The 26,683-nt window shown below is 71.2% G+C and carries 23 protein-coding genes and 1 pseudogene; 15 read left to right on the top strand and 9 right to left on the bottom strand.

What is annotated here, in order from left to right; all coding sequences use genetic code 11:
• Nucleotides 1-31 precede the first annotated feature (31 nt).
• Nucleotides 32-2,896 (bottom strand): penicillin acylase family protein, encoded by a 2,865-nt coding sequence (locus N5I75_RS17115; RefSeq protein ID WP_476678457.1) that lies wholly within the window; start codon nucleotides 2,894-2,896, stop codon nucleotides 32-34.
• Between the two features lie 190 nt (nucleotides 2,897-3,086).
• Here N5I75_RS17115 and N5I75_RS17110 point away from each other — a divergent pair.
• The 6 genes and pseudogenes from N5I75_RS17110 to mscL all read left to right on the top strand — a co-directional run bounded on the left by N5I75_RS17110 (nucleotide 3,087) and on the right by mscL (nucleotide 8,981).
• Nucleotides 3,087-4,587 (top strand): annotated as a pseudogene (locus N5I75_RS17110) (potassium/proton antiporter).
• A 339-nt stretch (nucleotides 4,588-4,926) separates the two neighbouring features.
• Entirely contained in the window at nucleotides 4,927-6,225 is a 1,299-nt protein-coding gene (locus N5I75_RS17105; RefSeq protein WP_476678455.1) for an MFS transporter, read from the top strand.
• Between the two features lie 69 nt (nucleotides 6,226-6,294).
• Nucleotides 6,295-6,654: an FmdB family zinc ribbon protein gene (locus tag N5I75_RS17100; RefSeq protein WP_476678453.1), complete on the top strand. Its 360-nt coding sequence runs from the start codon at nucleotides 6,295-6,297 to the stop codon at nucleotides 6,652-6,654.
• Nucleotides 6,655-6,754: 100 nt separating this feature from the next.
• Entirely contained in the window at nucleotides 6,755-7,612 is an 858-nt protein-coding gene (locus tag N5I75_RS17095; RefSeq protein WP_476678451.1) for an S-methyl-5'-thioadenosine phosphorylase, read from the top strand.
• Nucleotides 7,613-7,829: 217 nt separating this feature from the next.
• On the top strand, nucleotides 7,830-8,387 hold the full coding sequence (locus N5I75_RS17090) for a hypothetical protein (RefSeq protein WP_476678449.1): 558 nt from the start codon (nucleotides 7,830-7,832) through the stop codon (nucleotides 8,385-8,387).
• 132 nt (nucleotides 8,388-8,519) lie between these two features.
• Complete coding sequence (gene mscL / locus N5I75_RS17085; protein ID WP_476678447.1) at nucleotides 8,520-8,981, top strand: large conductance mechanosensitive channel protein MscL; 462 nt, start codon at nucleotides 8,520-8,522, stop codon at nucleotides 8,979-8,981.
• A gap of 172 nt (nucleotides 8,982-9,153) precedes the next feature.
• Here the strand turns inward: mscL and N5I75_RS17080 are convergent, their stop codons facing one another.
• On the bottom strand, nucleotides 9,154-9,336 hold the full coding sequence (locus N5I75_RS17080) for a hypothetical protein (RefSeq protein WP_476678445.1): 183 nt from the start codon (nucleotides 9,334-9,336) through the stop codon (nucleotides 9,154-9,156).
• A 149-nt stretch (nucleotides 9,337-9,485) separates the two neighbouring features.
• Here N5I75_RS17080 and N5I75_RS17075 point away from each other — a divergent pair, with 149 nt between their 5' ends.
• From N5I75_RS17075 to N5I75_RS17055, 5 genes are all read left to right on the top strand, one after another.
• Nucleotides 9,486-10,751 (top strand): low temperature requirement protein A, encoded by a 1,266-nt coding sequence (locus tag N5I75_RS17075; RefSeq protein ID WP_476678443.1) that lies wholly within the window; start codon nucleotides 9,486-9,488, stop codon nucleotides 10,749-10,751.
• A gap of 25 nt (nucleotides 10,752-10,776) precedes the next feature.
• Nucleotides 10,777-11,124 (top strand): hypothetical protein, encoded by a 348-nt coding sequence (locus N5I75_RS17070; RefSeq protein ID WP_476678442.1) that lies wholly within the window; start codon nucleotides 10,777-10,779, stop codon nucleotides 11,122-11,124.
• Nucleotides 11,084-12,193: a P1 family peptidase gene (locus tag N5I75_RS17065; RefSeq protein WP_476678440.1), complete on the top strand. Its 1,110-nt coding sequence runs from the start codon at nucleotides 11,084-11,086 to the stop codon at nucleotides 12,191-12,193. Before N5I75_RS17070 ends, N5I75_RS17065 begins: the two co-directional genes overlap by 41 nt.
• A gap of 152 nt (nucleotides 12,194-12,345) precedes the next feature.
• The gene (locus N5I75_RS17060) at nucleotides 12,346-13,539 is read left to right on the top strand and encodes a L,D-transpeptidase (RefSeq protein ID WP_476678438.1); all 1,194 of its coding nucleotides are present in this window, start codon (nucleotides 12,346-12,348) and stop codon (nucleotides 13,537-13,539) included.
• Nucleotides 13,540-13,747: 208 nt separating this feature from the next.
• The gene (locus tag N5I75_RS17055; protein ID WP_476678436.1) at nucleotides 13,748-14,533 is read left to right on the top strand and encodes a DUF6227 family protein; all 786 of its coding nucleotides are present in this window, start codon (nucleotides 13,748-13,750) and stop codon (nucleotides 14,531-14,533) included.
• Nucleotides 14,534-14,549: 16 nt separating this feature from the next.
• Here the strand turns inward: N5I75_RS17055 and N5I75_RS17050 are convergent, their stop codons facing one another.
• From N5I75_RS17050 to N5I75_RS17030, 5 genes are all read right to left on the bottom strand, one after another.
• Complete coding sequence (locus tag N5I75_RS17050) at nucleotides 14,550-14,798, bottom strand: hypothetical protein (RefSeq protein WP_476678434.1); 249 nt, start codon at nucleotides 14,796-14,798, stop codon at nucleotides 14,550-14,552.
• 114 nt (nucleotides 14,799-14,912) lie between these two features.
• Nucleotides 14,913-16,973 carry a PTS fructose transporter subunit IIABC gene (locus N5I75_RS17045; protein ID WP_476678432.1) on the bottom strand — a complete coding sequence of 687 codons (2,061 nt, stop codon included), beginning with the start codon at nucleotides 16,971-16,973 and terminating at the stop codon, nucleotides 14,913-14,915.
• 73 nt (nucleotides 16,974-17,046) lie between these two features.
• Nucleotides 17,047-17,997, bottom strand: a complete 951-nt coding sequence (gene pfkB / locus N5I75_RS17040; protein WP_476678430.1) for a 1-phosphofructokinase — start codon at nucleotides 17,995-17,997, stop codon at nucleotides 17,047-17,049.
• A 64-nt stretch (nucleotides 17,998-18,061) separates the two neighbouring features.
• Nucleotides 18,062-18,823, bottom strand: a complete 762-nt coding sequence (locus tag N5I75_RS17035) for a DeoR/GlpR family DNA-binding transcription regulator (RefSeq protein WP_476678428.1) — start codon at nucleotides 18,821-18,823, stop codon at nucleotides 18,062-18,064.
• A gap of 172 nt (nucleotides 18,824-18,995) precedes the next feature.
• Nucleotides 18,996-20,441 carry an MFS transporter gene (locus tag N5I75_RS17030; protein ID WP_476679518.1) on the bottom strand — a complete coding sequence of 482 codons (1,446 nt, stop codon included), beginning with the start codon at nucleotides 20,439-20,441 and terminating at the stop codon, nucleotides 18,996-18,998.
• A 197-nt stretch (nucleotides 20,442-20,638) separates the two neighbouring features.
• On the opposite strand from N5I75_RS17030, the gene N5I75_RS17025 reads away from it, so the two are divergent.
• Nucleotides 20,639-21,631 (top strand): helix-turn-helix transcriptional regulator, encoded by a 993-nt coding sequence (locus N5I75_RS17025; RefSeq protein ID WP_476678426.1) that lies wholly within the window; start codon nucleotides 20,639-20,641, stop codon nucleotides 21,629-21,631.
• 531 nt (nucleotides 21,632-22,162) lie between these two features.
• On the opposite strand, the gene N5I75_RS17020 is transcribed toward N5I75_RS17025, so the two are convergent.
• The gene (locus N5I75_RS17020) at nucleotides 22,163-23,170 is read right to left on the bottom strand and encodes an RNA polymerase sigma factor RpoD/SigA (RefSeq protein ID WP_398204626.1); all 1,008 of its coding nucleotides are present in this window, start codon (nucleotides 23,168-23,170) and stop codon (nucleotides 22,163-22,165) included.
• A gap of 176 nt (nucleotides 23,171-23,346) precedes the next feature.
• Here N5I75_RS17020 and N5I75_RS17015 point away from each other — a divergent pair, with 176 nt between their 5' ends.
• Complete coding sequence (locus N5I75_RS17015) at nucleotides 23,347-23,886, top strand: N-acetyltransferase family protein (RefSeq protein ID WP_476678424.1); 540 nt, start codon at nucleotides 23,347-23,349, stop codon at nucleotides 23,884-23,886.
• 69 nt (nucleotides 23,887-23,955) lie between these two features.
• Nucleotides 23,956-24,993: a questin oxidase family protein gene (locus tag N5I75_RS17010; RefSeq protein ID WP_476678422.1), complete on the top strand. Its 1,038-nt coding sequence runs from the start codon at nucleotides 23,956-23,958 to the stop codon at nucleotides 24,991-24,993.
• A gap of 370 nt (nucleotides 24,994-25,363) precedes the next feature.
• Here the strand turns inward: N5I75_RS17010 and N5I75_RS17005 are convergent, their stop codons facing one another.
• On the bottom strand, nucleotides 25,364-26,128 hold the full coding sequence (locus tag N5I75_RS17005; RefSeq protein ID WP_476679517.1) for a dioxygenase family protein: 765 nt from the start codon (nucleotides 26,126-26,128) through the stop codon (nucleotides 25,364-25,366).
• 122 nt (nucleotides 26,129-26,250) lie between these two features.
• Between N5I75_RS17005 and N5I75_RS17000 the strand changes: the two genes are divergently transcribed.
• Nucleotides 26,251-26,683, top strand: a 433-nt coding sequence (locus N5I75_RS17000) for a MarR family winged helix-turn-helix transcriptional regulator (RefSeq protein WP_476678420.1), incomplete at its 3' end; no start/stop codon positions are given.

Below are 26,683 nucleotides of genomic sequence, written 5' to 3'. Positions count from 1 at the left end.
GTGGAGGCCCTTTCGCGTTGTCGCCGCCGCTCTACGGCTGCAGCACCAGCGTGTCCGACGTGCTGTCGCCGACGGCCTTCTCCGTGAAGTTCCACGGCAGCAGCTCGCCCTTGACCCACTTGTCGGTCTGGTCCGTGTAGTGCGCGCTGTAGGTGTGGCCCGAGGCGCCGGTCAGGTTGATCCACCTGGACTTGTCGAGGTCGGCGAGGTTGACCACCATCCGCATGGAGGGCACCCAGTCGACGCCGTAGCCGCCGGCCGCGTTCCAGCCGGTCGCGTTGACGGCCGCCTCGCCGCCGCCGAGCTTCCACGGACCGCGGTTCAGTACGTACTGCAGCCAGCCCGGGCCCTCGGTGCCGAGGGTCTGGTTCTTCAGCTCCAGCTTGTGCAGGCGGCCCCAGCTCCAGGTGTCGATGTCCTTGCCGAGCTTGGCCGTCAGGTCCCAGCGGGCGTCCTTCAGGGCACGCGCGAGCAGCTCGTCACGGGTGGCGGTGGCCTTGTTGTTGCGGTTGCCCGGCGTCTGCCACCAGTCGTTCTTCTCATCGTTGATGATCTTGCGGACGACCTCGAACCAGCGGTCGCCGCCGTCCGGCTGCGCCGAGTGCGCGTCGCGCTGGCCGCACTCGCGGACCTTGCGGTCCTCGTCGGCCGGGCCGGTGTTGTCGACCGGCGTGACGCTCAGGCACTGGCCCTCGACGCGCAGCTCCTTGGGCAGCTTGTTGCCGAAGGCGAGCTTCAGCACGTTGCGCCACACGGAGTTGAAGTACGCGGCCGCCGCCGAGTCCGGGTTCTGGGTGTAGTCCCAGTTCTCCAGGAGCTGCTGCGCCTCGCGGACGTACTTGTCCTTGACGTCGATCTTGAGCAGCTTGGGCACGAGCAGCTTGGCGATCTCGCTGCTGTTGTCCATCTGCATGAGCCGCATGTCGTCGGTGGAGATCTTCCCGCCGCCGTCGATCTTCGACTTGATGAGGTCGGTGATCCGCTGGCTGCGGGTGCCGTAGCCCCAGTCCGTGGTGAGCGTGTACGGGTAGTCCTTGCCGACCACCGCCTGGTTGGCGGTCACGATGTAGCCGCGCTTGGGGTTGTACTCGTAGGGCAGCTCGTCCTGGTCGAGGTAGCCGGTCCACTTGTACTTCGAGGTCCAGCCCGGCGACGGCAGGGAGCCGTCGCCCTCGCCGCGCTCGGGGATGCGGCCGGGGAGCTGGTAGCCGATGTTGCCCTCGGTGTCGGCGTAGACGAGGTTCTGCGAGGGCACCTCGAAGTTCGTGGCCGCCTTGCGGAACTCGGTCCAGTTCTTCGCCTTGTCGATCTCGAAGACGGCGTCCATGGTGTTGCCCGGGTCGAGCGCGGTCCAGCGCAGCGCCATGCCGTAGCCGTCGCCGCGGTCCGGCGCCGTGGTGCCCACCGGGGCCTTCTTGCCGACCTTGACGAGCTCGTCGTTGCGGTCCGACAGGAGCGGGCCGTTGTTGGTCTCGCGGACGGTGATCGTCTTGGACGCGCCGCCGGCGACCTTGATGACCTCCTGGCGGGTCTTGAAGGCGACCGTCTTGTCGTCGTACAGGTAACCGCCGTTCTGGAACTTCTCCAGGTAGAGGTCGGTCACGTCGGCGCCCGAGTTGGTCAGGCCCCAGGAGATGTCCGCGTTGTGGCCGATGACGACGCCGGGCATCCCCGCGAAGGTGTAACCCGCGACGTCGTACTGGCACTTGGCGGAGACGCTCGTGCAGTGCAGGCCCATCTGGTACCAGACGGACGGGAGTTGCGGCGCGAGGTGCGGGTCGTTGGCGAGCAGCGGCTTGCCGGTGATGGTGTGCTTGCCGCCGACGACCCACGAGTTGGAGCCGATGCCGTTGCCGTTGGGCCCCAGGCCCGCGGAGTCGGGGATCTGGTCCAGGACGTCTGCGAGGCCGCCCAGCTGGCTCTGGAAGCCGCTGGGGGCGCCTGTGCCGCCCGTGAGGCCGGTACCGGCGGTGCTGGTGCCTGTGCCGGTTCCTGCGCCCGTGCCGGTGCCGCCGGTGCCTGTTCCGGTACCAGTGCCCGTGCCAGTCCCCGTGCCGGTGCCGGTCCCTGTGCCCGTACCCGTACCGTCGCCCGTGCCCGTGCCCGTGCTGGACGCCGAGTCGTCGTACGTGCCCGTGGCGCTGTTGTAGGCGCCCTCCTGCACGATCGGCTTGTTCCGGTCGTACGGGTACTCGGGGTACAGGTCCTTGATCTGCTTCGCGGTGAGGCGACTCGTCATCAGCGAACGGTCGATCTCGTCCTGCATGTTGCCGCGCAGGTCCCAGGCCATCGCCTTCAGCCAGGCCACGGAGTCGACCGGGGTCCACTTCTGCGGCTTGTAGTCGTTCTCGAAGCCCAGCGCGACGTACTCCGCGGAGATCGCCTTGGCGCTCTTGCCCGCCAAGTAGGCGTTGACGCCCTTGGAGTACGCCTGGAGGTACTTCTTCGTCTCGGGCGACAGCTTGGTGTCGTACTCCTTCTGCGCCACCCGCTGCCAGCCGAGGGTGCGCAGGAACTCGTCCGTCTTCACCTGCCCCTTGCCGAACATCTCGGAGAGGCGGCCGGAGGTCGTGTGGCGGCGCACGTCCATCTCGTAGAACCGATCCTGCGCCTGGACGAAGCCCTGCGCCGTGAACAGGTCCTCGTCCGAGGAGGCGTAGATCTGCGGGATGCCGTAGCCGTCCCGCTTGACCTGCACCTGGCCCTTGAGGCCGTCGATCTTGACCGAGCCGGTCGTCTGCGGCAAGGACGCGCGCACGCTGTCCACGCCCCAGTAGGCGCCGTATCCGATGCCCGCGACGACGGCCAACACGAGGACGATCACGAGCAGTCGGGCTCGGCGCCCCTTCTTCTTGCCGGACTGGCGACCGGCAGAGGCGTTCGTAGTGGAGGGCATCGCGATCCTTGCTGTCCTTCGCTAGCGGCTGGCTGGAGCAACCATACGAGCAGTGCGGTGCGGGCCCGGACGCGGAGTCAGGAACCGGGGGGCCATCCGTCGGCCGGGCGTCAAGAAAGCGTTAACGATTAGGTAAGGTAACGAAGTACCTGATCCCCCCTTGCGGCGCCCCTCGCGGAAGGACCGGCCCCTGACTGTCCACCACCTCAACCAGCTCCTGCTCGTCAGCGCTCTCGTATTGCTCGTCGCGGTCGCCGCGGTGCGCATCTCCTCGCGCAGCGGGCTGCCCAGCCTGCTCCTCTACCTGGGCATCGGCATCGCCATGGGCCAGGACGGCGTCGGCGACGTCTCCTTCAGCGACGCGGAGATGACGCAGGTCATCGGCTACGCGGCCCTCGTCGTGATCCTGGCCGAAGGCGGCCTGGGCACGAAGTGGAAGGAGATCAAACCGGCTCTCCCGGCGGCCGCCGCCCTGTCGCTCGTCGGAGTCGCGGTGAGCGTGGGGGTGACGGCGGCGGGCGCGCACTACCTCGTCGGCCTGGACTGGCACCAGGCCCTCATCATCGGCGCGGTGGTCTCCTCCACGGACGCCGCGGCCGTCTTCTCCGTCCTGCGCAAGGTGCCGCTCCCCTCGCGCATAACCGGCGTCCTGGAGGCGGAGTCCGGATTCAACGACGCCCCTGTCGTCATCCTCGTCGTCGCCTTCTCGGCCGCAGGGCCGGTCGAACACTGGTACGTCCTCGTCGGCGAGATCGCCCTGGAGCTCGCGATCGGCGCGGCGATAGGCCTCGCGGTCGGCTGGGCCGGCTCCTACGGCCTGCGCCATGTCGCGCTGCCCGCCTCCGGCCTCTACCCGATCGCCGTCATGGCCATCGCCACCGTCGCCTACGCCGCGGGCGCCATGGCCCACGGCAGCGGCTTCCTCGCCGTCTACCTGGCCGCCATGGTCATGGGCAACGCCAAGCTGCCGCACTGGCCGGCCACGCGCGGCTTCGCCGAAGGGCTCGGCTGGATCGCGCAGATCGGCATGTTCGTCCTGCTCGGACTGCTCGTCACGCCGCACGAACTGGCCGACGACATAGTGCCCGCCCTCCTCATCGGCCTCGTCCTCACCGTGGTCGCCCGCCCGCTCGGGGTGATCCTCAGCACGGCGCCCTTCCGCATCCCCTGGCGGGAGCAGGCCCTCATGTCCTGGGCGGGACTGCGCGGCGCCGTGCCCATCATCCTGGCGACCATCCCGATGGTGACCGGCGTCGAGGGCAGCCGCCGCATCTTCAACATCGTCTTCGTCCTGGTCGTCGTCTACACGCTCGTCCAAGGCCCCACGCTGCCCTGGCTCGCCAGGAAGCTGCGCCTGGGCTCCTCGGACGCCGCCGCCGACCTCCATCGAGTCCGCGCCCCTGGAGCGACTGCGCGGGCACCTGCTGTCCGTCTCCGTCCCGGACGGCTCGCGCATGCACGGCGTGGAGGTCGGCGAGCTGCGGCTGCCCAAGGGCTCCGCCGTCACCCTCGTCGTCCGCGAGGGCGCCTCCTTCGTCCCGTCACCCACCACCGTGCTGCGCCACGGCGACGAACTCCTGGTCGTGGCCACCGACCCGGTGCGCGACGCGGCCGAGGCCCGGCTGCGCGCCATCGCGCACGGCGGAAAGCTCGCCGGCTGGCTGGGCACAGGGGGCGAAACCGCCCGTTAACATGGTCGGACAGACACTGTTTCCCGCATTGTCTGCTGCATTGCTACCTGCACTGCTACGTGCATTGCGACCTGCACTGCTACCTGCAATGCGACCTGCATTGCTTTCCGAACCACTGAACTACCGACTCTGCCTGATGTAGAGCCGGCGCGACCGCAAAGCGGCCGCGGTCCCCTTGCGGCACCTCGCCCACGCGCGCGTGCACCGCATGGCCCAGGGCCTCTCCTGGCGCGGACCGCAGGTATCACTCGGTTCCCGGCGCATATGAGGACGGCTCTCGGCCCGGTGCTCCTCGACCAGGAGACCACCGGGCTACCAGGCGGCAGAAAGGCGAGGGCCGTGCCACAGAAGGACACGGTTCCCACCACCGACACCCGGCCGGGCTACGGCCGGCTGCTGCGCACCCGCGGGGCCTGGACGTTCCTGCTCCCCGGCTTCGCGGCGCGCCAGCCGTTCGCGATGCTGACCATCTCCATCGTGCTGCTCGTCCAGCACACCTCAGGGTCGTACGGCACCGCGGGCGCGGTCTCCGCGACGACCGGCGTCGCCATGGCGCTGTTCGCGCCGTACAGCGGCAAACTCGCCGACCGCTTCGGGCAGCGGGCCGTTTTGCTGCCCGGCGTCCTCGTGCACTGCGCGGCCGGGCTCACCCTGACCGTGCTCGCGCTGTCCGGGGCACCCACCTGGGCGCTGTTCCTCGCGGCCGTGCCCACCGGCGCCTCGACGCCCCAGATCGGGCCCATGGTGCGCGCCCGCTGGGGCGTCAAGCTGCAGGGCTCGCCGCTGATGCAGACCGCGGCCGCCTTCGAGTCGGTCACCGACGAGTTCACCTTCGTCCTCGGCCCGCTCTTCGCGACCGCGCTGTGCACCGGCATCAACCCCGCCGCGGGCCTCATCACCGAAGCCGCGCTCACCCTGGTCGGCGGCCTGCTGTTCGCCGCGCAGAAGAGCACGCAGCCGACGCCCGCGGCCCGTCGCACGGGCGGTTCCGCGGACGGCCACGCGCGCGTGGAGCACACCTCCGCACTGCGCGTCCCGGGTGTCCGGGTGCTCATCGTGACGTTCCTCGGCATCGGCTCCGTCTTCGGCGGCATGCAGGTCTCGCTCGCCGCCTACACCGAGGCGATCGGCGAACCCGGCCTCAACGGCGTCCTCTACGGCACCTTCGCCGCCGGCAACATGCTCTCCGGCCTCGTCTGCGGCGCCATCGCCTGGAAGGTCGCACCGCAGCGCCGCCTCCTCGTCGGCTACACCGCCCTCGCGCTCACCGCGTCCGGCCTCTGGGCGGCACAGTCGGTGTTGCTGCTCGCCGGGCTCGGCCTGCTGGTCGGCGTCTGCATCGCGCCGTCCCTGATCACCGGCTACACCCTCGTCGAGTCGATCGTCCCCGCAGGCTCCCGCACGGAGGCCTTCACCTGGCTGACCGGCGCGGTCGCCCTCGGCCAGGCCGCCGCCGTCACCGTGGCGGGACAGCTCGAGGACCGCTTCTGGGACGGGGCGGGGTTCCTTGTCCCCATGGGCGGCACCGTGCTCGCCCTCGTGGTCATGTTCCTGCTGCGCTCGCGGCTCGTGCCGCCGTCCTCGGGGCGCACCGTCGCACGTGGCGTCGGTCACCGACAGCCGGTGGCAGTGGACTGATCCTTCGGAATACGTCACTATGGACCGTCGTTAGCACTCATCGAGTGAGAGTGCCAGGAGGAAGACACAGTGCCGACTTACCAGTACCAGTGCACCGAGTGCGGCGAAGGCCTCGAGGCGGTGCAGAAGTTCACCGACGACGCCCTCACCGAGTGCCCCAACTGCGGTGGCCGCCTGAAGAAGGTCTTCTCGGCCGTCGGCATCGTCTTCAAGGGCTCGGGCTTCTACCGCAACGACAGCCGCGGCTCCTCGTCGAGCAGCAGCCCGGCGTCGTCGTCCTCGAAGTCGGGCTCCGACTCGTCGTCGAAGTCGTCCTCCGACTCCTCGTCGTCGTCTTCCTCGTCCTCCTCGGACTCGAAGTCGTCGTCCGGCTCGTCGACCGCTTCCGCCGGTTCCTCCAGCTCTTCCAGCTCGTCGTCCGCCGCCTAGGCGCGACCCTTCGCGAGAACGTCCCCAGGACGTCGTTCGAGGCCCTGCCGTTCCGACGGCGGGGTCTTCGGCGTTCGCGCCCTTGGTTACTGTGCTGACCATGGCGACCAATACGAACACGCATGCCGACGCCGCCGAGATCGGCGTGATCGGCGGCTCCGGCTTCTACTCGTTCCTCGACGACGTGACCGAGGTCCAGGTCGACACGCCCTACGGGCCGCCGAGCGACTCCCTCTTCCTCGGCGAGGTCGCCGGGCGCCGGGTCGCCTTCCTGCCCCGGCACGGGCGCGGCCACCATCTGCCGCCGCACCGCATCAACTACCGCGCCAATCTGTGGGCGCTGCGCTCCGTGGGCGTACGGCAGGTCCTCGGCCCGTGCGCGGTCGGCGGGCTCCGGGCGGAGTACGGACCGGGCACGCTGCTCGTCCCCGACCAGTTCGTGGACCGTACGAAGGCGCGGGCGCAGACCTACTTCGACGGGCTGCCGCTGCCGGACGGCACTGTGCCGAACGTCGTGCACGTCTCCCCGGCCGACCCCTACTGCCCCACGGGCCGCAAGGTCGCGGTGAAGGCGGCGCGCGGCAAGGACTGGGAGCCGGTGGACGGCGGCACCCTCGTCGTGGTCGAGGGCCCGCGCTTCTCGACCCGCGCCGAGTCGCGGTTCCACGCCGCGATGGGCTGGTCCGTCGTCGGCATGACCGGGCACCCCGAGGCGATGCTCGCGCGGGAGCTGGAGCTCTGCTACACGTCGATGACGCTGGTCACGGACCTCGACGCGGGCGCCGAGACCGGGGAGGGCGTCTCGCACGACGAGGTGCTCGAGGTCTTCGCGGCGAATCTGGGGCGGCTGCGGACGGTGCTGTTCGACGTCGTCGCGGGGTTGCCGGGGAACGGCGAGCGGGACTGTCTGTGCGCGGGGGCGCTCGGGGGGATGGATCCGGGGATCCGGTTGCCGTGACGGGGGCATGGGCCTGAGGGCTCGGGTGTTCTGCGTGCCGCGGAATTTCGCGTTCGGGTGTTCTGAGGGTCTCGGAACTTCACGTTCGGGTGAGTGAGTTGTTCACAACCCGTCGGTAGTGCACGGGGTTCAGCGGGATCCGGCCGGGAGGCGGATCGTGGTCGGCGAGACGGGCGAAGGGCTCGTCCTCCGATCCGACCCGTAGGCGGTGACGGCCATGTCCGCGACGACTTCCCCGACCCAGCTCAGTACTCCCCCGACCTCCGAGGTGCCGTCCTTCCCTCCCGTACGTGTACGGGGCCCGCGGTGGCGGATCGGACGCTCGGGGCGGCGCCGACGCGGGCCCGTCCTGGCCGCCGGGCTCGCGCTCACGGCGGCGGCGCTGGCGGCCGCGGTGCCGTCGTCCGGCGCGGGGCGCGGCCACGAGCGGGCACCGGCACCACCGGGCGAGCGGGCGCGCGGGCCCGCCGTGTCGGTGTCGGCGCCGGTACGGATCGCCGACGCCGGGGCCGTGCGGCTGCTGCGGCCCGGGGACCGGGTGGACGTGGTGGCGGCGCGGGCGGACGGCGGGCCCGAGGTACGGGTGCTGGCCTCCAGGGCGCGGGTGACGTCCGTGCCGGAGGCGGAAGCGCAGGCGGGAGCGGGACCCTCGGAACCGGATACGGGCGGGGCCGCAGCGGGCGGGGCGCTGGTGGTGCTGTCGGTGGGCCGCGCCACGGCTGTGCGGCTCGCGGGCGCGGGAGCCACTTCCCGGCTGGCGGTGACGGTGTGGTGACCGGCACCTCGACGGCGTGCGGAGCGTCAAGTCGCCCGATCGAGTTAGCGAATTGGACAGGTCTGACCCGTGCTGTCGTAAGTTGCGAAGCCGTCTGCTCCGCAACCGGCGCATGTGAAGAGAGGCCTCCTGGTGAGCAAGAAGAACGAGCCGAGTCTGTGGGAGGGCTTCAAGGCCTTCCTGATGCGCGGCAATGTGATCGACCTGGCGGTGGCGGTCGTCATCGGCGCCGCGTTCACCAACATCGTGAACGCGGTGGTGAAGGGGGTCATCAACCCGATCGTCGGCGCCTTCGGCACCAAGGACCTGGAGGGCTACAAGTCCTGCCTGAAGGGCCCGTGCGGCGGGGACGACGGCATCGAGATCCTGTGGGGCTCGGTCCTGAGCGCGGCGCTCGGCTTCCTGATCACGGCCGCGGTCGTCTACTTCCTGATGGTGCTGCCGATGGCCAAGTACCTGGCCCGGCAGGCCGAGCGGAAGGCGGCGCGGGAGGGCGCGGCGGAGACGGTCGAGGTCTCGGAGCTGGAGGTTTTGAAGGAGATCCGCGACGCGCTGGTGGCGCAGCGGGGCGGTTCGGGGCGGGCGGAGCCCTAGCGGTTGCCCGTTGCGGGGCGCGCCGGGTTTTGACCTCTGTCCGGTGCGGGGCGCGGCGGGTCCTGGCCTTTGTCCGGTGCGGGGCGCGGCGGATCCTAGCCCTTGTCCGGCGCGGGGCGCGGCGGGTGCTGGCCGGGGTTCGGTCCGGGGCGCGTCGGGTCCCGGCGGGGGCTCAGATGTGGTGGGGCGGCTTCTCGTCGAGGAAGCGGGCCAGGTCCGCGGCGCTGTTGTCACCGGACGAAGGGCGCTCGCCCCAGCCACGATCCGTGTCGTCGGCGGACTGGGCCGTCAGCGGGTCGTCGAAGATCAGCGCGGTCTTGGGGTCGCGCGGCTCGGGGGCGGGGGCGGTACTCATGCATCCAGGGTACGTCGGGCCCCCGGCCGCCCGGGCCCGCCCGCGCCGGGCCCCGGATCCCGGCGACTCAGGGACAGACGCCTCCGCCTCGTCCGGCGATCCAGGTGCCGGTGCCTCCGTCCCGCCTCCCCATCTGGTCTCCTGTCCGCATGAAGCCCACGTCCTCCTCCCCACCCCCCTCGCCCCACACGCCGGACGAATCCGGCGGCGAGGCCCCCGCCCCGCACAACACACCGCACCCGCACAGCTCGCCCGTGCGCCGTTTGCGGGCGAGGGGGCGGGACGAGAAGCACCGCGTCGCCTCGTCGCTCGAGCTGTTCTTCGACCTCTGTTTCGTCGTCGCGGTGGCGCAGGGCGGCGTGGAGCTGGTGCACGCGGTCGCCGAGGGCCACACGGGCACGGGGGTGATCGACTACGCGCGGGTCTTCTTCGCCATCTGGTGGGCCTGGATGAACTTCACCTGGTTCGCCTCGGCGTACGACAACGACGACGTGATCTACCGGGTCGTCACGCTCGTCCAGATCGCGGGCGTCCTGGTGCTCGCGGCGGGGGTGTCGAGCGCCTTCGAGGACGACTTCACGGTGGTCTACCTCGGCTACTTGGTCATCCGGCTCGCGATGGCGGCGCACTGGCTGCGCGCGGCGAAGGCGACGCACGGGGCCGAGCGGACGGTCGCGCTGCGGTACGCGGGCGGCATCCTGCTCTGCCAGGTCGGCTGGCTCGGGTTGATGCTCACGCCGTCCGGGGTGCGGAACTGGGTGTTCCTGGTGATGGCGATCCTGGAGATGTGTGTACCGGTGTTCGCGGAGAAGCACCGGCAGACCACCTGGCACCCGCACCACATCTCCGAGCGCTACGGCCTGTTCACGATCATCGTGCTCGGCGAGACGATCGCGGCGGCGACGGTCGCGGTGAAGTCGGGCGTGCAGGAGAACGACGCGCTCGGCGAGCTGCTGCCGATCGCGGCCGGCGGCGTCCTCATCGTCTTCGCCGCCTGGTGGATCTACTTCGCGGTGCCGATCCACGAGCGCCTGCGGACGCGCGGGCAGGCGTTCCTGTGGGGCTACGGCCACTACTTCGTCTTCGCGTCGGCGGCGGCGATCGGCGCGGGCCTGGAGGTGGCCGTGGAGCAGGCGGTCGGCGAGGCGCACATCTCGACAACCGCGGCGTCGGCGGCCGTGACCATCCCGTCGGCACTGTTCCTGCTGATGGTGTGGGCGCTGCACGCGCGGTACTTCAAGGTGGGCACGGCGCAGCAACTGACGCTGCCGTTGGGTGCGGTGCTCGTGCTGGCTTGCACGTTCGCCGGGCACTGGGCGGTGTTCGCGGCGGGTGTCGTGGCGGGGCTCACGGTGGCCACCGGCGTGGTGTTGTCGGCGCGCAAGGCACGGCGGGCAGGCGCCGAGCACGCCTGATTCGCGCACAACTGTCGTGGTACGCATGGCGAATGGCGACGGACCGAGCACGCTCACCGAAGACACCGGCCGCACCGGCCACACCAGCCGCACCAGCCGCACCGGCAACGCCGACTACACCGGCTGCACCGGCTGCACCGGCTGCACCGGCTGCACCGGTTGCACCGACGACCGGGAACATGGCCACGACAGCACCGCCAACGGCTGCCGCACCGCCCCCCACGCCCACATCGGCACCAGCATTTTCATCCGCACCGGCATCCGCACCGGCACCGGCACCCGCTTCCGCACCGGCGGCGTCATCGCGGCCCCTGAACGACGCCCTCACCGACGTGACCGGCCTGCGGGTCGGGCACGCCACGCTGACCGGTGACGGCTTCCTCACGGGCACCACGGTCGTGCTCGCCCCCGAGGGCGGCGTGGTCGCCGCCGTCGACGTGCGCGGCGGCGGTCCCGGCACCCGGGAGACCGACGCGCTCGACCCGCGCAATCTGGTCCGGCGCATCGAGGCGATCGTGCTGACCGGCGGCAGCGCCTACGGGCTCGACTCGGCGTCCGGCGTGATGGCCTGGCTGGAGGAGGCGGGCCGCGGGGTCCCGGTCGGCGGGCCCGGCCAGGTCGTCCCGGTGGTACCCGCCGCCTGCGTCTTCGACCTGGGCCGAGGCGGCGACTGGCGGGCCCGGCCCGACGCCACCACCGGCCGCGCGGCAGTGGAGGCCGCCGCCGCGACGGAGCCCAACTCCGCGGTCCCGGAGGGCAATGTGGGCGCGGGCACCGGCGCGCTCGTGGGCCGCTTGCGGGGCGGCATAGGCACCGCGTCCACAGTGCTCGGCACGGGGATCACGGTGAGCGCGCTGGTGGTGGCCAACGCGGCGGGCTCGGCGCTCGACCCGGCGACCGGCGCGTTGTACGGGGAGTTCTTCACGGCACAGGGCCCGGTGCGGTACCCGGCCCCCGCCCTCCACGAAGCGGCGACAAACCGCCTCGCCGCAACCGCGACCACGACCACGACCACGACCACGACCGCAACCGCAACCGCAACCACACGTAAATCCACGCCCGCGTCCACCCCCGCCACCGCATCCGCATTCGCCCCCACCCCGCCCCTCAACACCACCCTCGCCATAGTCGCCACCGACGCCGAGCTGAGCCGGGCGCAGGCGCAGAAGGTGGCGGGTACGGCGCACGACGGGATGGCGCGGGCCGTGCGCCCGGTGCATCTGCTGAACGACGGCGACACGGTGTTCGCCATCGCGACCGGGGCCCGCCCGCTGGACGAGGCGAACCCGCTCGCGCTGAACGAGATACTCGCGGCCGGCGCCGACCTCGTGACGCGAGCGATCGTCCGGGCCGTACGGGCGGCGGAGTCGGCGGACGGCCCCGGCGGCACGTACCTGTCCTACACAGACCTGTACGGCGTAACAGCCCCTTCACGGGCGTAACAGAACTGTCCCTGTGTCCCCGTTCACAGCAAGCGGAAGGAACCTCTCCGGCCGTCCGGCGCTCTCTCCCCGTACCGGATCAACCGACCGCAACACCTAAGAACGCCCAAGAACACCCAAGAACACTGAAGAAGGCACAGAAGGAGCAGACCGTGAGAAGGCAGAACCTGGTCGTCGCGTGCGCCACTCTCGTCATCGGCGCCCTCACCCTCACGGCCTGCGGCGGCAGCGCCACCGCGGACGACGACAAGAACGGCGGCAAGGACAGCGCGGAGAACGCCCCGCAGATCACGATCTCCGCGAAGGACGGCTCGACCGGCGCGTCCATCAACACGACCGGGGTCAAGGTCAGCGACGGCAAGCTCACCGACGTCAAGATGGTCGAGTCCGCGTCCGGCAAGCAGGTCGCTGGCGCGATAGCCGCGGGCGGCACCGCCTGGAAGCCGAAGGAGCAGCTGGAGCGCGGCACCAAGTACCGCCTCTCCGCGACCGCGAAGGACGGCGAGGGCCACACCGCCGCCGCCAACTCGATCTTCACCACGGTCTCCGACGCGAACAGTTTCATCGGCACGTACACGCCGGACAACGGCACGACGGTCGGCGTGGGCATGCCGGTGTCGTTCACGTTCGACAAGGCGATCACGGACCAGAAGGCCGTGCAGTCGCACATCAAGGTCACGTCCAGCAGCGGACAGCAGGTCGTCGGCCACTGGTTCAACTCGCAGCGCCTGGACTTCCGGCCCGAGGACTACTGGAAGGCCGGGTCCAAGGTCACGATGAAGATCGCGCTCGACGGGGTCGAGGGCGCCAAGGGCATCCACGGCGTGCAGGACAAGACGGTCACCTTCACCGTCGGCCGCAAGCAGGTCGCCACGGTCGACGCGAAGACGCAGCAGATGACGGTCGTGCGCGACGGCCAGACCCTCAAGACGGTCCCGGTGTCGACGGGCAGCGCCGACCACCCCACCTACAACGGCCAGATGGTGATCTCCGAGAAGTTCGTCCAGACGCGGATGAACGGCTCGACGGTCGGCTTCGGCGGCGAGTACGACATCCCGGACGTGCCGCACGCGATGCGCCTGTCGCAGTCCGGCACGTTCATCCACGGCAACTACTGGAGCTCGCCCGGCATCTTCGGCGCGCAGGGCACCAGCCACGGCTGCGTCGGCATGCGGGACGTGAAGGGCGCGGGCGGTGACACGACCGCCAAGTGGTTCTTCGACAACTCGCTCGTCGGCGACGTCGTGGTCGTCAAGAACTCCCCCGACAAGACGATCTCCCCCGACAACGGGCTCAACGGCTGGAACCTGAGCTGGAGCGAGTGGACGGCGGGTGCCTCCGCCTGACCCTGACTCGGGGTAACCACCCCCTCACCAGGGCGGACGAAAAACCGTCACCTCACGGGCCGCGCGGGAACCTCCCGCGCGGCCCGCGCGTTGTCAGGACAGGTTCTCCAATTACCGTTCCGCGTTTGCGATTTCCCGGACATGATGTCCGAAGCAGGGGCTACGGTATGCACCCACAAGGTGACATGCAGCAATGCCGGGAGGTGCCTTGAGCGTTCCGCACGACTATGAACACGACGCCGTCTCGTCGGCCACAGCCCCCACGTCACCCACGCCCGACGAGCACCTGGCGCAGCTTCTCGGCCGCGCCCTCAATTCGTTCGAACTGCCCGACGAGACCCTGCACCTGCTCGACAGCGCGCTCGCGTACGCCGGTTCGCTGCACTCGGCCCATCACAGCGGCGGCCGCCACCGCGAGACGTACCGGCACACCTGGCTGCTCGCCGACGGCAGTCCGCTCACCCTCTGGGAGCTGGTCCACAACACCGGCCGGGACGGCACGGAGCAGCACGAGGTCTACGTCACCGAGGACGAGCTGCACCTCGCCACGGGCCGCCTGCCGCTCCCCCCGGAAGCCACCCCGGACTTCGACCTCCACGTGCCCCTCGCCCCCGTCCAACTGCCCGCGGTCCCGCCCGAGCGCCACCGCTTCGGCCCCGCCGACCCGGACAGCTCCGTCGACCACGCACGTCGGCTGCTGCGCCGCGCGGAGAACGCGGACCCGTCGACCCGGCCGGGGCCCGGCACGGCGAGACTGCTGGGGGAGGCGTGCGCGCACCAGATCACGCAGGCGTTCGGCCGCCGCGTCAGCCAGGGGTTCGCGCTGTACGAGCACGCGTTCCTGCTGCGGGACGGAGCCGAGGTCAGCCTGTGGGAGGTCGAGCACACAGCGACGCCGGACGGCCGCCACATGTGCGAGGTCTACGCGACCCAGGAAGCGGCCCGCGCGGCGATCGAGCACCGGGCGGCGACGAAGCGCCGGACGAGCGCCTGACCCTCCGCGCGTCGGCTCAGCTCCGGCCGAACTGCCGTACCAGACCGGCGAACGCGTCCTGCTCGTCGGCCGTCAGCGGAGCCGACTCCGCCGCCGGGGCCTGCGACTGCTTCGGCAGCACGCCCTGCGGCAGCCGCCGCGCCGCCTCGGGCGGAGCGAGCGCCACGACGCGCACCAGTCGGACCAGTCCGACCACCCATGCCACCGTGGCGACCGCGAGAATCACCAGGCCTATCTGCTGAAGGATCGACACGTGCTCAGGCATGCCCCCCAGTGAACACCACGCTCCGGGCCTTTGGTCCCGGACCGTGATGTATCTCGCAGGAACGGACAGTTCCGACGGTAGGGGGCCTACCGGCTTTAGCGGCCGTTCCGCCTCTTACGCGGCGGTCGGCACCTTCGCCCCGTCAGCCGCGGACGCCTCACCCTCGCCGTTCCCCGACACCGTTCCCGGCGCCGCCTTGCGCATGCCCTTCAGTACGACGACCAGGCCGGCCGCGACGCATACGCCGGCGGCGACCGCGATCAGGTAGAGGAACGGGCTGCCGATCAGCGGGACCACGAAGATGCCGCCGTGCGGGGCGCGCAGGGTGCAACCGAAGGCCATCGACAGGGCGCCGGTGACCGCGCCGCCCGCCATGGACGCGGGGATGACGCGCAGCGGGTCGGCCGCGGCGAACGGGATCGCGCCCTCGGTGATGAAGGACGCGCCGAGTACCCACGCCGCCTTCCCGTTCTCCCGCTCGGCCTTGGTGAAGAGCCGGCCGCGCACGGTGGTGGCGAGCGCCATGGCCAGCGGCGGGACCATGCCCGCGGCCATCGCCGCCGCCATGACCTTGAGCGAACCGTCGGTCGGGCTGGCGAGGCCGCCGACCGCGAAGGCGTAGGCGACCTTGTTGAGCGGGCCGCCGAGGTCGAAGCACATCATCAGGCCGAGGATCACGCCGAGCACGATCGCGTTGGCGCCGGACAGGGAGTTGAGCCAGTCCGTGAGCGCGCTCTGGAGGGAGGCGATCGGCTTGCCGATCACCACGAACATCAGGAAGCCGACGGCGATCGAGGAGAGCAGCGGAATGACGACGACCGGCATGATGCCGCGCAGCACGGCCGGAACGTCGACCTTCTGGATCGCCATGACGACGCCACCCGCGATGAGCCCCGCGGCGAGACCGCCGAGGAACCCCGCGTCGACGGTGAGCGCGATCGAGCCGCCGACGAAGCCCGGCACGAGCCCCGGCCGGTCCGCCATGCCGTACGCGATATAGCCCGCGAGGACCGGGACGAGGAAGGCGAACGCGGCCTGGCCGGTGTAGAAGAGCAGCGCCGCCCAGCTGGTCGTGGAGGTCCAGCCGAAACTGTCGAGGAGGGTCTCGACCTTGACGTCCGCGACCTCGTACCCGCCGATCGCGAACCCGAGCGCGATGAGCAACCCCCCGGCCGCCACGAACGGCACCATGTAACTGACGCCCGACATCAACCACTTACGGAGCTTTGTGCCGTATCCGTCCTGGGAGTCGCCGGAGTTTTCCACAGGTGTGGATGAAGCCGCGTCGCCGGACGGGGACGTCACCTCGCCGCGGGACGCCTTCTCCTGTACTTGCGCGATGAGTTCGGCGGGGCGGTTGATGCCCGCCTTCACGCCGACGTCGACCGTGGGCTTTCCGGCGAAGCGGTCCTTCTCGCGGACCGGGACGTCGTGGGCGAAGATCACACCGTCCGCCGCGGCGATCACCTCCGGGGCGAGGCGGGTGAAGCCCGCCGAGCCCTGGGTCTCCACGACCAGTTCGACGCCGTCGGTGTCGCGGGCGGCGTTCTCCAAGGACTCGGCGGCCATGTAGGTGTGGGCGATGCCCGTGGGGCAGGAGGTGACGGCGACGATCTTGAATGTCCCGCTCCCCTCAGACGCAGAGCTCCCCTCGGACGCAGGCCTCCCCTCAGCCACAGGGGCCCCCTCCGCCCGATCGGGCTCCGGTTCTACGGGGTCCGGGGCCGGGGCCGGGGCCTCCCCGCGGATCTGGGCCGCCGCGCGCTCCGCGTTCGTCGCCGCGCGCAGCGACGCCTTGAAGTCCTCGTCCATCAGTTGCCGGGCGAGGGCGGAGAGGATCGTGAGGTGGGCGTCGTCGGCGCCGGACGGGGCCGCGATCAGGAAGATCAGGTCGGCGGGGCCGTCCGGGGCGCCGAAGTCGATGCCGTGGGCCGCGCGGCCGAACGCGAGCGTGGGCTCGGTGACGTGCGCGCTGCGGCAGTGCGGGATGCCGATGCCGCCGTCGAGGCCGGTCGGCATCTGGGCCTCGCGGGCGGCGACGTCGGCCAGGAAACCGTCCAGGTCGGTGACGCGGCCCAGGGTCACCATGCGCTGCGCCAGGGAGCGGGCGGCCTCGGTCGTGGTCTGCGCGGACAGGTCGAGGTCGACCAGTTCCGCGGTGATCATCTCCGTCATCGCGGGCTCCTTGGATGCGGGTGAGGGTGCGGGATGAGAGGTGCGGGTGCGGGGCAGGACAAGAAAAGGGCGCTCATCGCGTCACCGGTTCCGTCAGCGGGCTGTCGAGCGGCAGCTCCGCCGTCAGCGTCACCGCCGCCGGGGCCAGGTCCGCCGGTGCAGGCATCGCACTGCCGGGCAGTTGCACCGCCGCCGCCCCGTGCGCGACCGCCGATGCCAGCGCGGCCGGGCCCGCGCCGCCCGCGATGAGGAAACCGGCCAGGGAGGAGTCGCCCGCGCCGACGTTGCTCCGTACGGCGTCGACCGGGGCGCTCGCGAACCAGGCGCCCGCCGGGTCGACGAGGAGCTGCCCGTCCGCGCCGAGCGAGGCGAGGACAGCGACCGCGCCGAGGTCGCGCAGCTCCTCCGCCGCCTTGACCGCGTCGCCGACCGTGGCGAGCGGGCGCCCGACGGCCTCGGCGAGCTCCTCGGCGTTGGGCTTCACCACGTCGGGGCGCTCGCGCAGGGCGGCCAGGAGCGCGGGCCCGGACGTGTCGAGCGCGATCCGGGCGCCCGCCTCGTGCGCACGGGCCACCGACTCCGCGTACCAGGACGGCGCGAGGCCGCGCGGGAGGCTGCCGCAGCAGGCGATCCAGGCGGCGCCCGACGACCGTTCGCCGATGACCTGGAGGAACGCTTCCGCCTCGGCCGCGGACAGTTCGGGCCCCGGCGCGTTGATCTTCGTGAGCGTGCCGTCCGGTTCGGCGAGCGCGATGTTCGACCGGGTCTGACCCGCGACCGGCACCGGGGCGACCTCGATGCCCTGCTCGGCCAGCAGCTCCGCGACCAGGGCGCCGGGCGCGCCGCCCAGCGGCAGCACGGCGAGGGTGGGGGCACCGGCGGCGGCGACGGCGCGGGAGACGTTGACGCCCTTGCCGCCCGGGTCGACGCGTTCGCCGGTGGCGCGTACGACTTCGCCGCGGTCGAGGCCGGGAAGCTCGTAGGTGCGGTCGAGGGAGGGGTTGGGGGTGACGGTGAGGATCATGCCGCGGTCGCCGTTTCCGTACGGGGATGTGCTGGTGGTGCTGCAAGTGCCGGGCCGGTGACGCTCATACGCGGGTCACTTCCGTGCCGGACGCCTCGATCTCCGCCGCGTCGGCCTCGGCCAGGCCGCTGTCCGTGATCAGCAGGTCCACCTGGGCCAGGTCCGCGAACCGCGCGAAGTGTTCCTGCCCGAACTTGCCCGAGTCCGCGAGGAGCACGACCCGGCGGGCCGCGGCGACGGCGGCGCGTTTGACGGCGGCCTCGGCGAGGTCGGGGGTGGTCAGTCCGGCGCCGGCGGAGAACCCGTTGGCCGCGAGGAAGACGACGTCCGCGCGGATCTCGCCGTACGCGCGCAGCGCCCACGCGTCGACGGCGGCGCGGGTGCGGTGGCGGACCCGGCCGCCGATGAGGTGGAGCTGGATGCCGGGGTGGTCGGCGAGGCGCGCGGCGGTGGGCAGGGAGTGCGTGACGGCGGTGAGTTCGGAGTCCAGCGGCAGTGCGGCGGCGAGCCGGGCCACGGTCGAACCGGCGTCGAGGACGACGCTGCCCTCGGCCGGCAATTCGGCGAGGGCGGCGCGCGCGATGCGGTCCTTCTCGTCGGCGGCGGTGGACTCGCGCTCGGCGAGGTCGGGCTCGAAGTCGAGCCGCCCGGCGGGGATGGCGCCGCCGTGCACGCGGCGGACGAGTCCGGCCCGGTCCAGGGCCTTCAGGTCGCGGCGGACGGTCTCGGCGGTGACCTGGAACAGCTCGGCGAGCGACAGCACGTCGACCCGGCCGCCGTCGCGGGCGAGGCGGAGGATCTCCTGCTGGCGCTCCGGTGCGTACATGCCCGTTTACCTGTGCCCTTGCCTGTGACTGTGCCTGTGATTGTGCCTGTGACTGCGCCCGGGCCGTGCCCGAACCTGTGGCTTCACGGGGAGGGTACGGCCCCTCATCCGGAAAGTAAACAGGTTCGGGCACGGCCCGGGCATAAACAGACATAGGCTCAAGCGGGCCGGGTCACACCAGCTCAGGTTCGCGCTCGCGCTCCTCCAGCGGGGCGTCGGCGCCGGGCGCCGTCCCGTCCGGTCCGCCGACAGGCTTGCGCGGCAGCGCGAACATCAGCAGGAAGATGCCGACGAGGATGCCCGCCGCCCAGAGCAGCGAGTTGTGGAACCCGTCGATGAAGGCGGCGTTGCCCGCGCCCCGCTTCACGTGGTCCTCGACGACGTTGAAGAAGATCACCGAGACGAGGCTGAGGCCGAGCGCGTTGCCCATCTGCATCACTGTGTTGATCAGCCCGGACGCCGAACCGGCGTGCTCGCGCGGCACCTCGGAGAGCACCGCGTCCGTCAACGGGGCGACGATCAGCCCCATGCCGAGCCCCATCACGACGAGCGGCAACGCCATCTGCCAGGAGGCGATCGAGAGACCGTAGTGCCCGGACTCCCACACGTAGATCAGCACGCCCGCGGCCATCGTCAGCGCGCCCGCCTGCAGCACCTTGCGGCCGAAGCGCGGCACCAGTTGCTGCACGGAGATCCCGGCCGCGACGGAGACGGCGATCGAGAACGGCACACCGGTCAGACCGGCCCGCAGCGCGCTCCAGCCGAGGCCGAGCTGCATGTAGAGCGTCCAGGTCAGGAAGAAGACGCCGGTCGTGACGCCGAAGACGGTCTGGACGGCGATGCCCGCCGCGAAGCTCTTGACCTTGAAGAGGGAGAGCTCGATGAGCGGCGACCCGTCGCGCCGCGCCTTGGCCTTCTCGTACGCGATGAGCACGGCGACGATCACGACGGACGCGGCCATCATCACGTAGCCCCAGACCGGCCAGCCGTTCTCGCGGCCCTGCGTCAGCGGGTAGACGAGCGCCAGCATGGCGAGGGTGACGAGGACGACGCCGACGAGGTCCAGCTTGAGCGCGGTCGGTGCCTTCGACTCGCTGATGACGCGCGAGCCGAGGATGAGCGCCGCGATGCCGACGGGCAGGTTGATGAGGAAGATGGGCCGCCATTCGAGACCGAACAGGTTCCACTCGGTGAGCAGCGCGCCGAGCAGCGGACCCGTGACGGCTCCGAGACCGACGATCGCGCCGAACAGCCCGAACACCTTGCCGCGTTCGTGCGCCGGGAACGTCGCGTGGACGATCGACAGGACCTGCGGGACCATCAGCGCCGCCATGCCGCCCTGGAGGATGCGGGAGGCGACGAGCATCTCCGGGTTCGCGGCGAGACCGCACAGCGCGGAGGCCACGGTGAACCCGGCGATGCCGATCAGGAAGAGCCGCTTGCGGCCGAAGATGTCGCCGAGCCGCCCGCCCGTGATGAGCAGCGCCGCGAAGGCGAGCGCGTAACCGGCGGTGATCCACTGGATCTGGCCGGTGGAGGCGCCCTCGTCGTGCTGGATGGTGGGCAGGGCGACGTTGACGATCGTGACGTCGACGAGGTCCATGAACGCGGCGACCATCACGATCGCGAGCGCGAACCAGCGCCGGCGGTCCTGAACGACGTCTGTGTGAACGACGTCCGCCTGAACGGCGTCTGCCTGAACGACGTCTGCGTGAACGACGTCCGGGTGGGTGGGCGAACTCGGTGAAGTCATGGAAGGAACGTAGAGGCGCAGTAGGTCAGATCGTGTCCTACATCTGCGGCATTCTTACGGGCATGACGACGACCAGCACGGACACCCCGGCCCGGTTGCTCCAACTCCTCTCCCTCCTCCAGACGCCGCGCGAATGGCCCGGCGGCGAACTCGCCGACCGGCTCGGCGTCTCGCGCCGCACCGTGCGCCGCGACATCGACCGGCTGCGCGACCTCGGCTACCCCGTCCAGGCGTCCATGGGCGCGGACGGGGGGTACCGGCTGATCGCGGGCAAAGCGCTGCCGCCGCTCGTCCTCGACGACGAGGAGGCGGTCGCGATAGCGGTGGGGCTGCGGGCCGGGGCCGGGCACGCGGTCGACGGGATCGAGGAGGCGTCGGTGCGGGCGCTGGCCAAGCTGGAACAGGTCCTGCCCTCGCGCCTCCGCCACCGCGTCAGCACGCTCCAGGCCGCGACCATCCCGCTGACCTCGGGCGACGGGGCCACCATCGCGCCCGAGACGCTGACGGTCCTCGCGTCGGCCGCCGCCGGGACGGAACGGCTCCGCTTCCACTACCGCGCGGCCGACGGCACGGAGACGCGCCGCTTGGTGGAACCATTGCGGCTCGTCTCGACCGGGCGCCGCTGGTACCTCGTCGCGTACGACATCGATCGCGACGCCTGGCGGACGTTCCGGGTCGACCGGGTCTCGGAGCCGTTCGCGACCGGGGCGCGGTTCGCTCCGCGGGAGGTGCCCGAGGGGGATGCGGCGGAGTATCTGCGGCGGTCCATGGAGGCGCGGGGTGGTGGGGCGTACGAGGTTGATGTGGAGTTCGCCGCGACGGTGGAGGAGGTCGCGGCGAAGGTGCCTCCGGCGGTGGGGCGGGCGGAGTCCTTGCCGGGGGGCGAGGCGTGCCGGCTCCGGGCGAGTGCCTCCGGGCCGGTCGAGTGGATGGCGGTGCGGCTGGCCATGACGGGCCTGGACTTCCGGGTCCGCGGGCCCGAGGCGCTCGCTGCCGCGGTCCGTGACCTGGCCCTTCGCTTGACCCGCGCGTCCGCGCCCCACACGACGGCCTGAGCCGCCGACAACAGATGCACACTCCGTGCGCCCTCCCCCACCGTCGTGCCGGGTCGCGCAGTCCCCCGCGCCCCCGAGATGCGCACTCCGTGCGCCATCTCAGGGGCGCGTCATACACGCACAGCTTTCAGGGGCGCGCCAGGAAGGCACCAAGAAGGGGGCGCGGCAAAGCCGCAAGCCTCCAGGGGCGCGAGGAACTGCGCGACCAGCCACGACGGCGGCGCACTCGGAGAACGACCGGCCGGGGCAGACGCCCAGGGGCGCGGGGAACTGCGCGACCAGCCACGACGGCGGCGCGGTCGAAGAAGGGCCGGGTGGGGCAGGCGCTCGCGGAGGGCCCGGTCGCGGCGGAGCCGAGAGACTGGGGCGGGGCCAAACGCGGACAGCCCGCGCAGTGCAGAGCCGAGAGCTGGGGCCGGGGCCAAACGCGGACAGCCCGCGCAGTGCAGAGCCGAGAGCTGGGGCCGGGGCCAAACGCGGACAGCCCGCGCAGCGAACCGCGCGGGCCGATCGATGTCCAGCTCCCAAGGGCTACGCCGCCGCGTCGAACCCCGTGTCCCGCGCCAGCTTCTTCAGCTCGAGCAGCGCATGCTTCTCGATCTGCCGGATCCGCTCACGCGTGAGCCCGTGCTCCTTGCCGACCTCGGTGAGCGTCCGCTCCCGCCCGTCCTCGATCCCGTACCGCATCTTGATGATGGACGCGGTCCGCTGATCGAGCCGGCCGATGAGATCGTCCAGCTCCTCCGAGCGCAGCAGGGTCAGAACGGACTGCTCCGGCGAGACAGCGGACGTGTCCTCAAGGAGGTCGCCGAACTGCGTGTCGCCCTCGTCGTCCACGGACATGTTCAGCGAGACCGGGTCCCGCGCCCAGTCCAGCACGTCCACGACCCGCTCAGGCTTCGTGTCGAGCTCGGCGGCGATCTCCGCGGGCTCCGGGTCCCGCCCGTTCTTCCGGTTGAACTCGCGCTGGACACGGCGGATGCGGCCCAGCTCCTCCACCAGGTGGACGGGGAGCCGGATCGTGCGGGACTGGTCCGCGATGGAACGGGTGATGGCCTGGCGGATCCACCACGTGGCGTACGTGGAGAACTTGAAGCCCTTGCGGTAGTCGAACTTCTCGACCGCGCGCACCAGGCCCGCGTTCCCCTCCTGGATCAGGTCGAGCAGGGGCAGGCCACTGCGCGGGTAGCGGCGGGCGACCGCCACGACGAGGCGCAGGTTGGACCGGATGAAGATGTCCTTGGCCTTCTCGGCCTCGGCGACCAGCGCCTCCAGCTCCTCGCGGGACGCTTCGACCGCGGCCTTGCTGTCGGAGACCTCTCCGTCGAGGATCTGCTGGGCGTAGACGCCCGCCTCGATGGTCTGGGAAAGGTCGACTTCCTTTGCGGCGTCGAGCAGCGGTGTGCGCGCTATCTCGTCGAGGTACATGCCGACCAGGTCGCGGTCGGCGATCTCCCCGCCTACGGCGCGAACACTGCGTGCCGCGTCAGTCTCGCCGGAGGCGGCGGACTTACGACGGGCTACGGCACGGGTTGCCATGCGTGCTCCCTTGCGATGGTAGGTCGGCTGGGCCGGACGGCTCGTTCACCCTCCCGGGTGCCCTGCATCTGATGGAAACAACGACTGGAATCCGGACAGAATTCCCAACAGGCCCCAACTTTTTTGTGATCATGCAGTACCCTGTGCCGCCACGCGGCGCACAAAGGAGCGGGAAGTTGCGGTCGGAGCCCACAGAGGTGCAGGTCAGGCCAGGGGTCGAGGGTGACCTCACGGCCCTCACGGACCTCTACAACCACTACGTACGTGAGACGCCGATCACCTTCGACACGGCCGTCTTCACCCCGGAAGAGCGACGTCCTTGGCTGCTCTCCCACCCTGAAGACGGCCCGTACCGTCTGATGGTTGCGCAGGACGTACGGAACGGGACCTCCGGCCCACTGCTCGGATACGCCACGTCCAGCCCTTTCCGCGCCAAAGCCGCGTACGACACGTCGGTGGAGGTCACCGTCTACTGCGCCCCGGACGCGGGCGGCCGCGGCATCGGCACTCTTCTCTACGCCGCCCTGTTCGACGCCCTCGCGGGCGAGGACCTGCACCGCGCGTACGCGGGCGTCACCCAGCCCAACGAGGCCTCGGTCCGCCTCCATACCCGTTTCGGCTTCACCCATGTCGGCACGTACCGCGAGGTCGGCCGCAAGTTCGGCACGTACTGGGACGTCGCCTGGTACGAGAAGGAACTCCGCCCTGCGGACTAGGCCGCGCCCGGGCCCGCTCTGGGACCACGGACTGTTACGCCCCGCGCACGACGCGCCTACCGTCCAGACATGGACTCGCTCACGAACCCGCGCCTGGACGACGACACGACGGGCACCCTCGACGAAGCGCTGCAGCGGCTGCACCGGACCGGGCCCGAGTTCGAGGGCTGGCTCAGCAATCACGGTCCGATGGCCGTCGAGTCCCTGGTACGCGGCGGCCAGGCGCCCCGCGTGCACCGCTGGCTGGACCACTACGAGCGACGCCTGGACGACATGCCCGCGCGCACGCTGCCCCTCCGCGACGACGACTGGCAGTCCGCGCTGGGCGACCCGCGCCGCCTGGCGGACTGGATCACCTACTTCGAGCGCGCCGTGGCCGAACGCCCCTGGCGTGACGTGCTCGCGGAGTGGTGGCCTCGTCTGCTCCCCGGCATCGCGGCGGGCGCCACACATCCCGTGATCCGCGTCGGCCACGCGGTACGCACGTTGCTGACGGCGCCACCGAACGAGCCCCGCCTCGCCGAACTCGCCCACGGCCTGGGCTACTGGGCGGCCCGCCACCAGCCGCTGCCGCCGCTGACCGCGCTGCCGTCCGCGCCGGACGCGCCGTCGGCCCTGGACGCGGTGCCGCTCGTCCCCGACCAGAGCGGGGGAATCCTGGCCCGCTTCGACCAGCTCAGCGGCTTCCCCGCGTGGGCGGCGGGCCCGGTCGACCCGGACGCGGCGCGCGACCGGCTCGGGGAACTGGTCGCGGCGGCGGTCCACCGTTACGCCACACACGCCCACGGCAACCCCGTGATGCTCGTCCACGCGGCGACGGCACCCAACGCGGTCCTCCGCACGCTCCCCGCCCTCCCCCGCGAGCTCTGGCCGGCGTCCCTGAAGGCGGCCTGGTCGGCAAGCGCGGCGGTGACAGCGGCGTACGCGGCACCGGTAGCGCCCCCATACGTACCCGGCGCTTCATCATCCCCGGAGGACCTGTTCGCCCGAGCGGCAGCACACGGCGACGACCACGCGATCAAGTTCACGGACACGGCCTTGGACGTAGCCGACGAGCCCGCCCTGACCGCGGCCGCCCGCGCCCTCACCTTGATCGAGCCGGCCTGAGGCCTCGTGGGAGCCCGCGGCCCGGTGGGGGCTGATCGCGCAGTTCCCCGCGCCCCTGAAATGCGCACTACGTGCGCCATTTCACGGGGCGCGCCCCGGTGACGGCGCGCCCGAGTGACGGCGCGTCCCGGTGGGGAAGCGCCGTCCAGGGGCGCGCCACTTGAGGAGGCGCGGCGCAGCCGCAAGCCTCCAGGGGCGCGGGGAACTGCGCGAGCAACCACGACGGCGCCGCACGCAAGAACAACGGACCGGGGCACCCCCCTTCAGGGGCGCGGGGAACTGCGCGCCCAGCCACAACGGCGCCGCACCCGCCCTACGACCACAACCCCGTCAACCGGCCAACCGGCCAACCCGCCGTCCCCCCAACCCGCTACCCGAACTGCACAGACCTCTTCGCCAACCCCATCCAGAACCCCTCAATAACCGCCCGCTGCGCCCCAAGCTCCCCAACCGCCTCCGCCGCCCCCATCGCCACAAACAGCGGAGCAAAGTGTTCCGTACGCGGATGAGCCAACCCCCCGGCCGGAGACGCGTGCGCGAAGTCGAGCAGCCCGTCCACATCCCCCGCGTCGAGCGCCCGCTGCCCCCAGTCGTCGAACTCCGCAGACCACGACGGAACGCCACCCCCCTGACGCAACGCCGCGAGGTTGTGCGTGAAGAACCCGGACCCGACGATCAGCACCCCCTCGTCCCGCAAGGGAGCGAGCCGCCGCCCGATGTCCATGAGCTTCTGCGGATCGAGCGTCGGCATGGACACCTGGAGGACGGGGATGTCGGCCTCCGGAAACATCTCAACGAGCGGGACGTACGCCCCGTGGTCGAGCCCGCGATCCGGCACGTCCTGCACCGGAACACCCGGGCCGCGGAGCAGTTTCCGTACGGAGTCGGCGAGTTCGGGCGCCCCCGGGGCGGCGTAGCGCACCTGGTAGTAGTGCTCGGGGAAGCCCCAGAAGTCGTAGACGAGCGGCACGGTCCGGACCGCGCCGAGGGCGAGCGGGGCCTCCTCCCAGTGCGCGGAGACGACGAGGATGGCCTTGGGGCGCGGGAGCTCGGCCGACCAGGCGGCGAGCTGGCCCGGCCACAGGGCGTCGTCGGCGAGCGGCGGGGCGCCGTGGCTGAGGTAGAGCGCGGGCATGCGCTCCGGTGCGGGTGCGGTGGGCACGGAGGCGACCTCCTTGAACTTTCAAGCTCTGGGTACTGCCCAAAGTAACCGTTGTTTGTTTAATATTCAAGGAGGAGGTCCTTACGATGGTGGCGATGAAGCAGACCGAGAACGACGAGAAGCCCGTCGACAAGAACGACGAGACGGGTGCCGTGCCCACCGCCGGCAAATGGCTCAGCCCCGAAGAGCAGCAGGTCTGGCGCGCCTACCTGCACGCCAGCACGCTCCTGGAGGACCACCTCGACCGCCAGCTGCAGCGCGACGCGAAGATGCCGCACATCTACTTCGGCCTGCTGGTCCAGCTCAGCGAGGCGCCGAAGCGGCGGCTGCGCATGACGGAGCTGGCGATGAGCGCCAAGATCACCCGTTCCCGCCTCTCGCACGCCATCGCGCGCCTGGAGAAGAACGGCTGGGTACGCCGCGAGGACTGCCCCTCGGACAAGCGCGGCCAGTTCGCCGTCCTGACGGACGCGGGCCTGGACGTCCTGAAGCAGACCGCCCCTGGACACGTGTCAGCGGTCCGCCAGG

It is taken from the genome of Streptomyces sp. R818 (assembly GCF_056172735.1).
The sequence above is the reverse complement of the archived record's forward strand: the minus strand, read 5'-3'. Positions and strand labels throughout refer to the sequence as shown.